The 14,850-nt window shown below is 36.6% G+C and carries 9 protein-coding genes, 2 tRNA genes and 1 pseudogene; 7 read left to right on the forward strand and 5 right to left on the reverse strand.

What is annotated here, in order from left to right:
• Positions 1 to 166: 166 nt before the first annotated feature.
• A complete protein-coding gene (locus D1092_RS09695; protein WP_241436135.1) occupies positions 167 to 379 on the forward strand; it encodes a hypothetical protein in 213 nt (70 codons plus the stop codon).
• A 777-nt stretch (positions 380 to 1,156) separates the two neighbouring features.
• Here D1092_RS09695 and D1092_RS00110 read toward each other — a convergent pair.
• Positions 1,157 to 1,246 (reverse strand) — tRNA-Ser (locus tag D1092_RS00110).
• 296 nt (positions 1,247 to 1,542) lie between these two features.
• On the opposite strand from D1092_RS00110, the gene rplU reads away from it, so the two are divergent.
• From rplU to D1092_RS00130, 4 genes are all read left to right on the forward strand, one after another.
• The gene (rplU, locus tag D1092_RS00115) at positions 1,543 to 2,019 is read left to right on the forward strand and encodes a 50S ribosomal protein L21 (RefSeq protein WP_120121642.1); all 477 of its coding nucleotides are present in this window, start codon (positions 1,543 to 1,545) and stop codon (positions 2,017 to 2,019) included.
• A gap of 12 nt (positions 2,020 to 2,031) precedes the next feature.
• Complete coding sequence (gene rpmA, locus D1092_RS00120; RefSeq protein ID WP_120121643.1) at positions 2,032 to 2,301, forward strand: 50S ribosomal protein L27; 270 nt, start codon at positions 2,032 to 2,034, stop codon at positions 2,299 to 2,301.
• Positions 2,302 to 3,711: 1,410 nt separating this feature from the next.
• Positions 3,712 to 6,246, forward strand: a complete 2,535-nt coding sequence (gene ptsP, locus D1092_RS00125; RefSeq protein WP_120121644.1) for a phosphoenolpyruvate--protein phosphotransferase — start codon at positions 3,712 to 3,714, stop codon at positions 6,244 to 6,246.
• A 636-nt stretch (positions 6,247 to 6,882) separates the two neighbouring features.
• A tRNA-Ser gene (locus tag D1092_RS00130) sits at positions 6,883 to 6,972 on the forward strand.
• Positions 6,973 to 7,067: 95 nt separating this feature from the next.
• On the opposite strand, the gene D1092_RS00135 is transcribed toward D1092_RS00130, so the two are convergent.
• The 3 genes and pseudogenes from D1092_RS00135 to D1092_RS00145 all read right to left on the reverse strand — a co-directional run bounded on the left by D1092_RS00135 (position 7,068) and on the right by D1092_RS00145 (position 10,790).
• Positions 7,068 to 8,273: an ATP-grasp domain-containing protein gene (locus D1092_RS00135; RefSeq protein WP_120121646.1), complete on the reverse strand. Its 1,206-nt coding sequence runs from the start codon at positions 8,271 to 8,273 to the stop codon at positions 7,068 to 7,070.
• Positions 8,270 to 9,484: an MFS transporter gene (locus D1092_RS00140; protein ID WP_241436137.1), complete on the reverse strand. Its 1,215-nt coding sequence runs from the start codon at positions 9,482 to 9,484 to the stop codon at positions 8,270 to 8,272. Before D1092_RS00140 ends, D1092_RS00135 begins: the two co-directional genes overlap by 4 nt.
• Positions 9,485 to 10,011: 527 nt before the next feature.
• Positions 10,012 to 10,790 (reverse strand): annotated as a pseudogene (locus D1092_RS00145) (class I SAM-dependent methyltransferase).
• A gap of 622 nt (positions 10,791 to 11,412) precedes the next feature.
• Here D1092_RS00145 and D1092_RS00150 point away from each other — a divergent pair.
• Positions 11,413 to 12,624, forward strand: a complete 1,212-nt coding sequence (locus D1092_RS00150; RefSeq protein WP_120121648.1) for an MFS transporter — start codon at positions 11,413 to 11,415, stop codon at positions 12,622 to 12,624.
• A 308-nt stretch (positions 12,625 to 12,932) separates the two neighbouring features.
• Here D1092_RS00150 and D1092_RS00155 read toward each other — a convergent pair whose 3' ends face one another.
• On the reverse strand, positions 12,933 to 13,202 hold the full coding sequence (locus D1092_RS00155) for a hypothetical protein (RefSeq protein ID WP_120121649.1): 270 nt from the start codon (positions 13,200 to 13,202) through the stop codon (positions 12,933 to 12,935).
• A 946-nt stretch (positions 13,203 to 14,148) separates the two neighbouring features.
• Here D1092_RS00155 and D1092_RS00165 point away from each other — a divergent pair.
• Entirely contained in the window at positions 14,149 to 14,679 is a 531-nt protein-coding gene (locus D1092_RS00165; RefSeq protein WP_120121650.1) for a helix-turn-helix domain-containing protein, read from the forward strand.
• Positions 14,680 to 14,850: the final 171 nt, after the last annotated feature.

Below are 14,850 nucleotides of genomic sequence, written 5' to 3' on the forward strand. Positions count from 1 at the left end.
GGTTTTGTCTCATGTTGCTCGAAAATGAGCACCCAATCTTGTTGTAGTTAGACTAAATTTAGAAGATCTGCTTGCTGAAAGTTTTTATAATTATCATTAAGAGATAAAAATATTTCTTCTTGTTCCATGTATAAAGGGGACACTATCTATCATTCATAGTACCATTGTGCAACGTACTTTAGATGGTTGTCATTTGAAATATGCCTTAGAAAATTATTTGGTAAGGGAGCGTCCCCATATGTATTGGAAAGCCATTTTCTATTCTTTATTACAACTACAAGATAAAAAGGGACAAGCGTCTGCTGCTTTAAATCTTATTAATTTAATCGCAATTGGAATCGCAGGCTTCTATTTGGGGAATGTGTTAGCCCACTATTAAAGTTTTATCATTGGGTTTTATAGTCAAATTATTTGTGCGAGCTTGTTGTCTTTCTTATTATTCATAAACAACTCAGGACTATTTTATTTGTATTTTTTTACTCGCACTATTGATGGGGGCTGATAACCCAAATAATAACACTGCCTTGAATAAATTGATTCCAGACCCTAAACAAAAAGCCAGTGCTTTTGCATTTTCTATATTATACAGCCTCTGTATATTCATAGGGTTTTGCGCATCTTTATTTATTTTACAAGGATTATCTATTTACTTAAAAAGCTTAGAAAGAAAAGAAAGTGCTGTATGAACGATATTCAATTATTACACGCCTTTTTGTGATTATAAGAAGAGAGAAAAGTTTTGCATAAATACTCATAATATTCTCATTCTAAATGCGTACATTGTATGAAAAAAGCTGAGAGGCTTGTTAATATAAAACCTCTGATGAGGATAAAATGCATTGAGTCCGTTAATCAACAGAATTGCAAAGAGCTCTATAATCACCATTGCTTCCAAAACTCTATTAAAGGTTGGTAATTGGCAAAAGTTCTTCCATAATATTTAAAGAGATATTTTATACCGGATCGGGAAATCTAAAGATCGGAAGACGAGGAGCCTAGAAATTATAAAGCTCGTGGGAATCTAATACCAATTTCTAGGGATGCATAATGATAGGTATAAATTGGTATGGATTGGTCAATTTCAAACAAAAAAACCTACAAATGCTGAGCTTTAAGCTATATCATACTGAGCATAGACAAGTTCGTTTTAAGTTAATGGCGGAGAGAGAGGGATTTGAACCCTCGATAGAGTCACCCCTATGCCGCATTTCGAGTGCGGTGCTTTCAACCACTCAGCCATCTCTCCATATGAAGTGCAGAAAAAATCCGCACTATTTAAGTTAAGTATAGTATATGATGTGGGTAGATAACCTTCAATTGTTTTTGGTACAACCTTTTTTTATTTTTTATGGGACTTTATTGACAGAGAATAGAAATTCATTCATATAGGCAGAATATGAGCGTGGAGAAATCTGCGCATATTTTTGTTGAGGAAGGTTTTATCCTTCTTTAAAATTGATTACGACTGATAAAAAGCAGCCTATTTTCCCTTATTTCAAGGTAAAAATTAAATAAGAGCTGGAGTGAACGGAAGGATAAAAAATGTTCGCAGTCATTAAAACCGGTGGTAAGCAATACCGCATTGTTGCTAACCAAGTGGTAAAAGTTGAAAAAGTTAGTGGAAATGCGGGTGATGTTGTTGAATTCAATGATATCTTGATGGTTGGGCAAGAAGGTAATGCGGTTATTGGGACGCCTGTTGTTGCTGATGCACTGGTGAAAGCTGAGATTTTAGAACAGGCACGTGGGCGCAAGGTTATCGCATTTAAGAAACGCCGTCGTCAAAATTCTAAACGCACGCGTGGTCATCGTCAAGAATTTACAACAGTACGTGTTTTAGAAATTTTAATGGGTGGTTCAACGTCTAAAAAAGCAGTTGCAAAACCCATAAAAGAGGAAGCAACGGCAGCAAAAGAAACAGAAAATGCCGCTGTTGAGAAGAAAGTTGAGAAAGCGGTTGAAAAAAAGGCAGCATCGCAGAAGAAAGCGGCTGTAGCATCAAAAAGTAAGAAAGATTAAAGGAGAGCGTCTATGGCACATAAAAAAGCTGGTGGTTCCTCGCGTAATGGTCGCGATTCAGAATCGAAACGTCTAGGCGTTAAAAAATTTGGTGGTGAAACCGTTATTGCTGGGAATATTATCATTCGTCAGCGTGGTACACGTTGGCATGCTGGTGACAATGTTGGCATGGGAAAAGATCATACGCTTTTTGCTTTATCAAAAGGAAGGGTTTCTTTTCAACGGAAAGCAGGTAACCGTTCCTATGTTTCAGTTATCCCTATGGTGGAGGCCGCAGAGTAATCTGTAACATTTTCTCTAGCAGTCAATTGGGGTTTCATTAGATTTTGGAAATTCATTGAATTCGGTTGTAGTTTTTAAGCATTCATAAGCATTAAAAGGGAAAGATAACATTCTATCTTTCCCTTTTTGCGTTGGTACTATGATGAATCTAGAAAGTATACGAAAAATGAAAAAGGTAGAATTGGGTAAATGAATTTTTTCCATGAGGAAAAAAATTGTGCTGTGTTGTGTTTGCATTGAAGGTATTGATATTACGATATAATTTTTTGATAAATTTGTGTATGATAAGAGTGAGAAGAATTTACTTTCTTTTTATGCATGAAGAAGTGCTGAGTGATTTATTTATAGACAGAGACAATTTATTTTTGGAAAATTATTGAGAAATTTAATACAATCATTTTGATAAAGATGAATCTTTTCATGAGCACGTGTGCTGGTGATGGGGCAGGTGGGATCGTTCTTTTAAAAAAGAGGGATAAAAAACCATAAGACTGAATGATTAAAGCTGCTTTAAAGGAAATATGTATTAAAGCGCTCCAGCAATTGAGAGTGAAATTATATTTTGAAGGAGGACTGAAGATATAAAAACAGTCGATGTGCAGTCAGCTATCTTCGAGAGTATTTAGTTCTAATTGCACTCTTTATTGTATATAGTTGAAAATAAATCAGCATAAGGGTCAAGACAGTAATTGTTTTTAAGTTTTGTGCTTTATTTATCTCATTTGTCGAAATGTCTAGAAAGTAAGATTATTTATAGAGCTTTTCTTAGTTTTATTGCTTGATGATCGTGTTTAGAGGATGTGCGTTCTTTGCAAATGCGTATCAGAGAGTATTATGTGTTTGCGATATTGATTGAAGCAAAGGATTAGCTTAAAATATATTAATGTCATATAATTGATGGATGAGTATCGTAGGGTGATCCGCACAGAATTTTAAAGATAGTAAGTTGCATGAAACAATTTTTGATGATGTAATAAATTGATAAGAGGGACACGGAAAGTTAAATCAACTTGAAGGAAGAGTCAAAATGTTAGCTGAGTTACAAGTGATTGAGGAGGATGCTTTCTTAAAGGGAGAATAATGACAAGTTATGTTGAATAACTTTGGCTGAAGAGAGCGTTTTAAGACATAGTTTTTCAGGTGATTGGGGCTGTAAAATTTGAGGTTTTGTCTTTGTAAAGTAAAAGTTAAGAGTTAGATTTGCTTATGATGGTTTAAGCTACCCGCGGGATTATAATATCCAATTATTTTATCGGTTATATTGAGGTATTTAATTACCTCAGTTAGTTTTATTGAATTGCGTAAAACAAAAAGTCATGATGTTGTGCACATCTTGTATTTTTAAAAATGTGACTTTGAAGTGAAATTTATCAGGGGCACTTGTATTCAAATGTGAGGTAGTTTGAATTCATGATGGGATTTGAGAAAGCAGAAGCAATGAATATAGATTTTACTGAGAGTGAAATCTTGTCTATGAAATCTGTACAACTTGCGGCTGCTTTTAATCATAAAAATGATGCGATTTATGCTGCTGCTGAGTTGCTTGTACAGGTTGGCGCTGTTGACAGATGCTATCTGGACAGCATGCTTGCACGTGAAGAAATAACGAATACTTGGCTTGGGAATGGTATAGCCATTCCTCATGGTTTGGTTGAAAATTGTGATTTAATCATCAAAGATGCTGTTGCTGTTATACAGGTTCCAGCTGGTGTTGAGTGGCAAGATGGAAAGAAAGCATATTTGATTATTGCCATTGCAGCGTGTCCAGATCGTTATAGAGAAATTTGCAGAAAATTGACGTCTCTTTTATTTGATAAAAAACAACTTGAAGTACTTGCGACAACTACGGACAAACGGCAAATTGTTACAACTTTATTTTATCAGGATATAAAGAAAGAAAAAACTTTAATTGGTGATCTTTCGATGTGTCAGGAATGGACTTTAGATTATCCAAGTGGTCTACATGCACGACCAGCTTCTCTCTGGGTTGATTTTGCAAAAAGGATTCAAAATTCTATCAGAGTTCGCCATGGTCAATATGCCGTTGAAATGAAAAATTTGGTTGGTTTATTGCAATTAGGTGCAAAAAACGGTGATGTTCTGATTTTTTCTACAGATGCTGCAGAAGGAGCACAACTTCTTCAGGATGCCATTTCTGTTGTAAAAAAGGTGAGTATTAGTGAAAAATGCGTGGTGAGAGAGATGGAATCTCAAAAAGAGACTTTTCATGGTTGGTATCCACGTTTCATACAAAAAGGCATTTCTGGTGTTGGAGCAAGTTCGGGGTTAGCATTTGGTAAGATTTTTGTTCTAAGGCAAAATGATATTTCCATAATAGACCAGCCAATTGATTTTGCAGTTGGTGTAGCATGTCTTGAAAATGCTCTTACAAAAACAAAACATAAATTGGCATCGGTAATTTCTGATATTACGGTGCGTATGGGAGCGAATTCTGCTGCAATTTTTTCTGCGCAAATGGTTTTGCTTGAAGATGAAAATCTGATAGCTCAAGCTTGTCGTTTTATAGCAGAAGGTCATGGTGTTGCTTGGTCTTGGGATAGAGCGGTTCGGCAATTTTCAGATATGTTTTCTAAGGTGGATAATCCTTTGTTAGCAGCACGTGCGGTTAATTTAATTGATGTTGGTCGTCGTGTTTTAGGTGAAATAAATCCATCCTATAGATCCTTCTTTTTAAATGATATTCCAAGTGGTGTTATTCTGGTTACAAATGATCTTTCTCCTTCTGATGTTGCACAACTTGATGGTACAAAAGTAAAAGGATTAGTAACAGCATGGGGAGGTCCACTCTCTCATACAGCTATTTTAGCGCGTACTCTTGGTATTCCGATGGTTGTTGCTGTAGGTGATGATATTTTAGCGGTTCAGTCTGATATTCAAGCTATTATTGATGGTGATAACGGATTCATTTATTTTAACCCTACGCTTGAAGATATTGAAGATGCTCAAAGACATATTGATAGTGTTGCGCAAAAACGTGTTAGTGAGATAAGCGCGTCTCGATTACCAGTGCAAACGACAGATGGTCAAAGAATTCGTATCATGGCTAATGCCAATTATGCAAATCAGGTTCCTGTTGCCTTTGATTTGGGGGCTGAAGGTATTGGACTCATGCGCACAGAATTTTTATTTTTAGAGAATCCACATATTCCGGATGAAGAGGTCCAATTTGATATATATCGGGCGATGATTGCAGCTGTAGGAGATAAGCCATTAATTATTCGTGCACTCGATATTGGTGGGGATAAACAGGTTACGCATTTACATTTATCTAAAGAAGATAATCCTTTTTTAGGTGTTCGAGGAACGCGGCTTTTATTACGTCGGCGTGATCTTTTGGTTCCTCAATTACGTGCTTTGTATCGAGCCGCAAAAGAGGGCGGAGATCTATGGATTGTGTTTCCAATGGTGATGTCTGTTTCAGAGATCGTTACTATAAAAAAGATTGCAGAAGAAATCCGCAATGATATTGATGCACCCAAATTAAAACTTGGTATTATGATTGAAGTTCCAGCAGCAGCCATTATGGCAGATGTGTTGAGCGCTCATGTTGATTTTTTCTCAATTGGAACCAACGATTTAACACAGTATACAATGGCAGTTGATCGGCAAAATCCGTATCTTGTGTCTGAAGCGGATAGCCTTGATCCAGCAGTTTTGCGTATGATTTATCAGACTATTCAGGGAGCAGCACAACATCAATGTTGGGTTAGTGTATGTGGGGGTGTCGCTGGAGATCCTTTTGGTGCGATGATTTTGACTGGGTTGGGAATTAATGAGCTTTCTATGATATCTTGCGATATTTCTTCAGTAAAGGCGTGTTTACAGAGTCATAGTTTCGAAGAGATGAAAATTTTAGCACAAAAAGCACTACAATGTGAAACTGCACGGGCTGTACGCGCTCTGAGCAAGGATATACAGTGGTAAGAACGTGGAAAGAAAAAACACACTCATTGTGTAAGGTTTTAGATCTTTAGTATTATGACTCATTATCTTAGAGCAATTATAGGCAACATATTAATATTTATAGTGATAAATTATCATTATAAATTAAAACTTATGCCTATGAAGTGAAACATAAAAGTGATAAGCAGATAGCTCTCATTTTAAGAGAAAGCAATTTTAAATCAGGTTTTTCGTGGTTAAGAATTCTCATTCTTGGGGGAGGGGAGAGGGGTGAAAATGATTTTTCTGAAAATGAAATTCATATCGTTCTTATTCTATTTATTGTTGGTATAATCAGTGTGAATAAGCGAGAGATGTTTAATTATTTCATTGTGAAGAAAATATAGATCGTCTGCCAATTTAAGAGCAATGTTTTTTCATAAAGCAGAAGGTGTGTAGGTGAACATGAAAATTTATGGTTGGGGATAAACTTTTTATTCCCATTCTTGCATTGTACATAACTATCCACGGGAAAAGTTTTTTCTTAAAAAGAAAGGATGTGCTCGTTATTCAAAAGGTATCAGCTTTTAATTTTAATAAATGAATTTGTTTTTAAAGTTTTGAATGTATAATTTTGGCTTGCACGTTATTTCTTTCTGAGTATAGTGCAAGACTTCTGGAGAGGTGGCCGAGTGGTTGAAGGCGCACGCCTGGAACGCGTGTATATGGGAAACCATATCGAGGGTTCGAATCCCTCTCTCTCCGCCATTTATCATAAAATCAATGGGGGTATATAAAGGTGAGGGAGTTTTAAGCTCTTTGATTTTGTTAATTTTTTTTATTATTTCCAATTGATGTTTTTTCTATAAAAAATTACTATGAATTATCCTTTCCAGAGTCGATAATTCATCATCACTCTCTCCCAAAATTGCTATAATGGCTGGGCAGGTATTTAAATCGATGGTTAAGGGGATAGGCTCGTTTTCTTTAAAAAAGAGCATAAAATGAACCACATTTCCCAAAGAGTGAAGTTTTTGCTTCCACAGGTTAACATCTTTTATAATATGACCATCAATCTTGTTGATAAGAAAAATAATACGCCCTTTTTTCTTAAAACGACTTGGTTTTTGCGAAAACACGCCTGCAATAAGGTTAACGGAGCTTTCAAGTAAGCCATCTTCATAACAATGCGCAAACAAAGTAGGTGCAATCCCTCCGTGGAGGCGAGCCCCTACTTCGATCATCACTGGACCACGCGCGGTTTGCATGATTTCCATATGCGCAGGCCCATATTCAATTCCCATTGCGCGAATACACTGTTTTGCATAAGAGATAAGAGCGGCATAAAGAGGATCTTGAGCATCAAGCACATCAAGCGATTCATAAACAAAAGCACTTCCATTATGGATACCCTTTTTATATCGCGATAAAGCGCATATCTTTATAGCTTCTCCTTTTACAATGGCATCTACGATGTATTCCTCACCCTCCAATTTTTCTTGAAGCAAATAAGCCTCGTTAGGTGTGCCAAAGATATTTTTCTGCGTCCAATCAATCTCAGAGATCCATGTCGCTACTTCCTCACGGTTAGAGAAAAACAAAACACCATCGCTTCCAGCAGAATTGTTTGGCTTTATCACATAGCCGCTGGGGCTTTCAAAATCATCGAGAGTGCAATTGTTTTTTGTAAGAATCTTTGATCGAATATAAGATAAACCCTTTTCACAAAGACGATTTTGCATTGCTGCTTTTTTCCGTCTCCAATCGGTAGTCAAGGGGTTATTTCCAGGACAACCATAATAAGCAGCCAATTGCTCTGCACAGTAAATACCTCGTTCTGCACCTGCTATAACAGCTTTTATTGTGCCGACAGGAAAGCGTTGCTTTATCTCATCGATACTATGAAGTTTTGCTTCGGCCATGCCTTCACCCTGATAAGAAAGCATAAAGCGTGAAAAAGGAATTGGTTGAGAGATAACACCGTAACAAGTATAGCCCAATTTTTGCAAAGCAGGGGCATAGAGAGCACCCGTGGAGAAAGGGTCGACAATAAGAATGGTTTTGTTCATGTTTGGGCCCGCTGTAATGAAAGAAAAAGAACATAGATAAAGATTATCAGCCCGATAAGGGGGAGGAGATAAATGGCTGCTTGGGGGCCCATAAGAGCAGAGCTTGTAAGAAGACCAAGAATAACATAACCCGCCGATTGGGAGAGCGTATAAAGCATGCCACTATAGCTTCCCACCAGCTCTGCTTGAGTTTCTGTTTTTGTTGCTTCAATCATATGTTTGCGGGCGTTAATCCGCATGGTATTCATTGAAAAGCCAATAAAAAAGCAAAAGGCCACAGCCAAATAAGGTGATTGTGTGGTGCTAAAAATAAGATCAGCTAAACCCAATATCAGGGCTGGGAAGATGAATTCAAAGCGCGGGATTTTGATAAAAGCAGCCAAAAAAGCGCCCACACCCGCAACTGCACTGCACAGTCCATAATATTCAGAGCCAAAATCTTTCACACTCTGAAAAAGAATGGTTGCCAATGTATTATAGGCGCAAATGTGAAAGCCAATAAGGCCTATGCAGACGCATAAAAGTTTAAGCTCTTGGGAAAGCTTATCTGTTTGCGGTATAAGCGTTGGTTCTTTATCGGTGGCAGGTGGCAAGCCATTTGTAGTGCACTTGGTACTATATTCATCGCGAAAGATGATGTATCCGGCCACAAGGCTTATGATAATGTCAAATACACAAATGGCTGCAATCAAACCATTATAGCCGATTTCAGCTGCTGCTCCTCGTGGGCTGGTGGCTTCTAAGAGATAGCCACTCAATGCCGCTCCTAAAAAGGCACCAATCTGCACCACTGTTTGCATAATGCGGGAAGCTTTTTGGGCGCTAATATAACCACTAAGCGCGAGTTTAGTATTATAAGTTTCCAGCGTACTTAAGGTGATCAACGAGAGATAACCAATAGAGATAGAAACAGCAATAAAACCCAAAGGGGAGTCAACATAATGAAACAGAGCGATCAACAAAAGAAGGCTATAGATGACAATCCGTCTTTTGTATAAATCTCTCAATCGCAGCGAGGCTTTAATATGTACAAGACCACTTTTTTTCAAAAGATAGGGTGTAAGAGTCCCCAAAGCCATGGTTATCCCTAGAAAAACCGATGAGGATGTTATGCGATAAGCATTCCAAAGGTTACTTAAGAAGAGCACCATATCAGAAAAATAAAGCAGAACAACAAGCCCATAAAACCGAAACATTAGCTGTTTGCGCACATCATTCCCCCATGTTGGCACCTCTTAAAAACACGCAATATTATAATCGGTACACACATTCATAAACAGTTAGTACATCTATTATTGGATAGGTCAAGTTGTTTCGATAGGGGGATGATAATAAAGTTGAACGCTGACATTACTGTAATGATAGTTCATTTTCAGAAATTTGAGTAGCGAAGAAGACGGGTATTTTGCTGGGGTTCTTGCGGAAACCTTTCCGATAAAAGGTTAGTTTGCCACTTGATGAGCACAGCTACGTTTGAGAGTTATCTTTTGTATTTTCAAGAGTGTCTCTGTTTAATGCAAAGGTGTGGGGTATTCTTGATCATTACAGTGATAAGCTTGGATTTTGAGCGGGCAACACTCCTCATTACCAGGCAGAAATTATTTTATTGTCTGAGATTGAGGCGTGCTAGTATAATTTTAGGTAGCGTTTTATACAATCGATTTGGATGGGATGACTTCGTTTTTTTGAAGGTATTATAATGCGTTAAAAGATAATGAGGAGAATCATAGATGTAAGATTATTTTATATAGATATAGAGTTCACTTTGATACAAAAGTTCCAAATTTCCCTGCATTTCATATTGTTTTATCAGCGCAGCCAATTGCTGTAAGTATTTTTCTCCATGGCTGGCAATAGCGCGTTGCGCTTGCGTTGAAGAGCGGCTCATACCCATAAAGGCTTCGGAGGGAATTGTCATTATCCAATTGTGTGTGTATGTAAAGCAACCTTTTCTGGATTGACTCCAAGGCCATCACGCATTTCTTGTAAAAAATCAAAATTACGATAATAACGGGAATAGTGAGGACTCATCTCCTCTAATAATGTTTCATAAGCAGCTAGAAATTGACTATTTTTAAAATCGCGATTGTTTTGAATAACAGCCATAACGCCTCCAGCGCGAAGTTGACTTGAGACAGTGCTAAGCAATAGAGGGCGATCCATCCACTGAAACGCTTGTGCCGCAATAACAAGATCAACCTTGCTGATTTGGGGCAGTAGGCTTTCGGCTTTACCGAGATACCACTGCACAAAAGGAAATTTTCTTTTCCCCTGCTTAATCATATCTACTGAGATATCGATCGCATGATATTGATGTTCATTGCCTAGAAGTTTAACAATTCCCTCTAATGCGATGCCTGTTCCAGCTCCTACATCCACAATGGACAAATGTTTTTTATCTTTAAAAGGAAGCAGCATGATTTTAAATAAGCTGAGGGGATAGCGTGGACGATAGCGATCATAATCATCAGCCAATCCATCAAATTTTTCATTTTGCGGTTGAATGGTCTGTCGCATGTGATGTGGTCCTCCTCACGAATTGCACTGTGTATAAAGAGGCTCTCCTTTGTCCATTATGTCAAGTATGAATTCTAAAAGAAAGTTGAATGGGAGCTGCTCTTTATCCTCTTCTATAGAGTTGATATTTCCCTTTTCTTCTGCCTCAAATGATGCATTTTAAAAGTCAATTATTTTTGCGCAAATCACGCTGAGATTCTATATATTTTTCTAGAAATTGTCTCACTTCTGGTGCAATTACCCCTTGAATGTTTTTTATGAGCATCAAATTTATAACTTGCTTGTGGAAATGACTAATCCCAAATCCTCTATCATAAAAATGAGATCACCTATTCGATTTGTCTTTATTATAAGTTAAAATAATTGATTGAAGCGCTACAGTGTTCTATTCGCGGTGCTAATGTAACTCTTAATGAGAATAGAAATATTTATGAATCTTCAGTATGTTAAGATTACCCTATGTGATATCTAGAGCGTTTCTTTTCATAAAAAATTAATCACGCACGAACAAAATGAGGAGTTTTGTTTCTTTAAATTTAATGAACTAAAATAAGAGCTAAATATATGTTCTTAAATGTGGTTATACTACATCCTGAATGATGTGTGTATGAGGGAATGATTTATGTTCATTGCAAATTTGAAAGAGTGTGCTGCTCTATTCGAGAATAAAATTTTTCTCTATTTTACTCTGAGTAGCTTATTTGCTACATTTGGAAATGGTCTAAATTATATTGCGTTATCATGGCTTGCTTACAGTCAAACGAATTCAATTCGTGGTGTAGCGCTTTTGATGTTCTTTCTCTGGATGCCGAGTATTATTTTTGCACCTATTTTGGGCATATTGGCAGATAAATATAACCGTAAAACGCAGATTATTATTTCAAATCTTGCCAGAGGTTTGGTGATTATGGGTTGGGTAATGCTTGGGTATTTTGGCATAGAAATTGATTTAATGATCTTATCTGCTTCGTTAGGTATTTTTATTTCTTTTTATATGCCATCAGCTGTTCCTTTAATCCAAAGTATTGTTCCTAAAAAACAACTCATCAATGCAAATGCAACCATTGATATGGTCTATGAACTTGGCACGATCATCGGTATGGGGTTTAGTGGATTTATACTTGCCTGTGTAGGAACAAAAGGAACTCTTCTAATAGGTGGTATATTCTTTATCATTGCTGGTTTATTTAATTTTGCAATGAGGGTACCTAAAAATCGTAGAGCTAAAAATCAAAGTAAGCAAAATTGGTGGGAAAATTATACAGAATCCCTTCATTATTTTAAGCAGAATTCATTTCTTTTTATGCCTTATGTAAGCCAGATGATTATTACGACGCTTTTAATGACCATCCCTGTTATTCTTGTCCCTTATACACAAGAGGTATTAAGCACGGATAGTGGGACCTTTGCAATATTTGAGGGGCTTTATTCTATGGGCGTATTGACAGGAGCACTTCTTTCACCACTTCTTTGTAAAGTTTTATCCATAAGGAGAACATTGGCATTTTTATTAGCTGTTATGGCTATTGGACTTGCTATTTTGTCTGTTAATACACACATTTTTGTTGTTTTTCCTGTTTACTTTATGATTGGATTTGGACTTTCGAGTTGGGCTCTTTCAATTTCTTTATCGCAACTCTCTTGTGATCCTGAATACCAGGGAAGATTGCAGGCAAGTTTTAATGGTCTCTCTGGATGCTTTATCCTCGGAGTCTATCTCATTATGGCAAACGATAGCAGTAGCATATCACCACAATCGATATATTTTCTTCAAAGCATTGTTGCGCTTATTGGGGTGTTCATTGTGCTATTTTATAAACATAAAAAACACTAAATTGTCTTTAAATATGTAATCAATATATGCCATGTTTATTACGCATTTATTATTGCCTTTCGCATTTGCCTTTAAAGGAGATGGCAAATACTAAGGTTTGTACGTTTAATGAAGAAAGCATAAATTTGTATTGTTATAAAATACTCTTTATTTTTTGATGATGATTAAGGGGGTGATGCGTTTCTTTAATTCATCGGACTTTTTGTAAGGAGGTAAAGACGCAACACTTTAAAGTTTCTTAAAAGTTTTTTGGTTTAAATACAGCAGAAAATAAAGCATTTTCATCATAATACGGGGAGGATGTGAGGTTATTTTTGTTTTTCAAAATCCATACGAAAAATTGCATCAATTTCATCCTCATTGGAATGAGCACTTCTGCGACGATTCAAGGTTTGCACAATCTCTTTTTTTAAAAGCGCATCTGTTTCACTTAAACGGTGAATGCTGAGTTCCAATTCAAGAGATAAAGCTAAATCTACACACAATTTAAGCTCTTCTCCAATGTCGAAACCGCGTTGATAGTCGTCATAAAGACCAACCAGTGTATCAGATAATTCCTTATCGTATAAAGAGGTCATGTTAGATTCCTCCACGTTACGGTTTTCTGTGCAGCTTTGGTCTGTTTAAGGATCACTCCACGATCATCACTCAGAATTGCCATATATACGAACCTCATGGTTTTATCAATTTTCTGTAAAATACACACTTTTAAATCAATGCCTATATTAAAAACTTTATCACTCCAAGATTTCGAAGAGCCCAATTGTAAATATAGATGGCAATGCGTTCATTGTAGAACTTATAGCATTTAAAATACATTGCAAAAAGGCTTTTAATTTGCGCATAGGAAGAATATTTTGGCAATACACCAAACATCCTGAAATCTCTATTGCCAATTACAGCTAAATCAGTGCCATTGATATCTACAATAAGCAAGCATGATTTGTAAACGTTCAGCTTTTGAGAATGCGTGATAATCTCACTTTTTGTAGAAATGCAATTATTTTGCCTCTTTTATATTGAGTTTTAGACATTAATAAACCTTTTATCTTATAAAAGCTATAAGAAGTGTATTTGCGTATTTTTATAATAAGATTTCAATGGTATATTGCACAGCGTGCAGTGAAGAAAATCGTATTAGGCTTTTACTGCTGTGAAACATATGACTACGTTTTTTGAGAGAGCAGCTGATAAGAACTTTGTTTGATGGATATATAATTGTCCATGGCAGGGTATTGTTTTTTCATGAGAGGATGCCCAAATGTTTTTGACACTGAGGGTCGATATTTGGTAAAGTTTCACGCGTTTTGCTTAGGGATATGAGAGTGGGGGCTTGGCAAAACACTATGGCGGTCGCATTTTTTGTGTAATTGTCATAATTTTCGCTCCTGCTTAAACGGATGCTGTAACATCTGTTTTTGTGGGGTTGTGTATGTGATAACTGCTTTTTTTAAGAGCAATAGCGATAGATATAAATCAATATAATTATTTAGTCAACAATTATATTGATTTTGGAGTAATTTTTTGGCTCGTCCGGAAGCAAAACCTAAAACTAAGTTGGCACAACGTTTTCGTGAAGTGCGTCACGCTCTTGGTTTCACAGAGCGTAAGCAGTTTGCTGAACATCTTGGTATCACTGCTGGCTCTATAGGAACTTATGAAACAGGTATCAGTGAACCTACAGCCTCTGCACTCTCCAAATATCAAGAAATTTGCGGTGTTTCATTAGATTGGCTTGTAACGGGTCATGGCGAGATGTTTTCGGATAGGGCAAAGGCGAAAGCGGCTGGTTTAAAACCGCAAGCAATTCCTGCTGGTTTGATGAAAAAGCTTGGACATTTAGTTTATACAACATATCATGATGCAAACATAACACTTTCTCCTGAAGATGTTGCGGAATTGGCAGCAGAGCTTTACGGAAAATTGCAAGAGCTTATTGAAAACCTCAACGACATGGAAGAAGTCGAAGCCACTTTGCCACTTTTAAAATTGCATTTAAAGCGTAAAATTGAGGCTGAAAAGGCACATAAAACGCCCCAAGGCATATGGAGTTGACAGCCTTCTAAAATAAAATTCTCTTCTGCTATAAAATCAGTTTGAAGAAAAACGCATTGAGTGATAAAAATATCTATAAAAACAATAAGTTATATAAAGTTTTCTTTTTCTTTTTTTCAATATTCGATAATTTCTTATGAAAATAATGATTCTCTAGAATAGGTTATCCCA

Origin of the sequence: Bartonella krasnovii (assembly GCF_003606345.3) — a bacterium.
GTDB classification, from domain to species: Bacteria; Pseudomonadota; Alphaproteobacteria; order Rhizobiales; family Rhizobiaceae; genus Bartonella; species Bartonella krasnovii.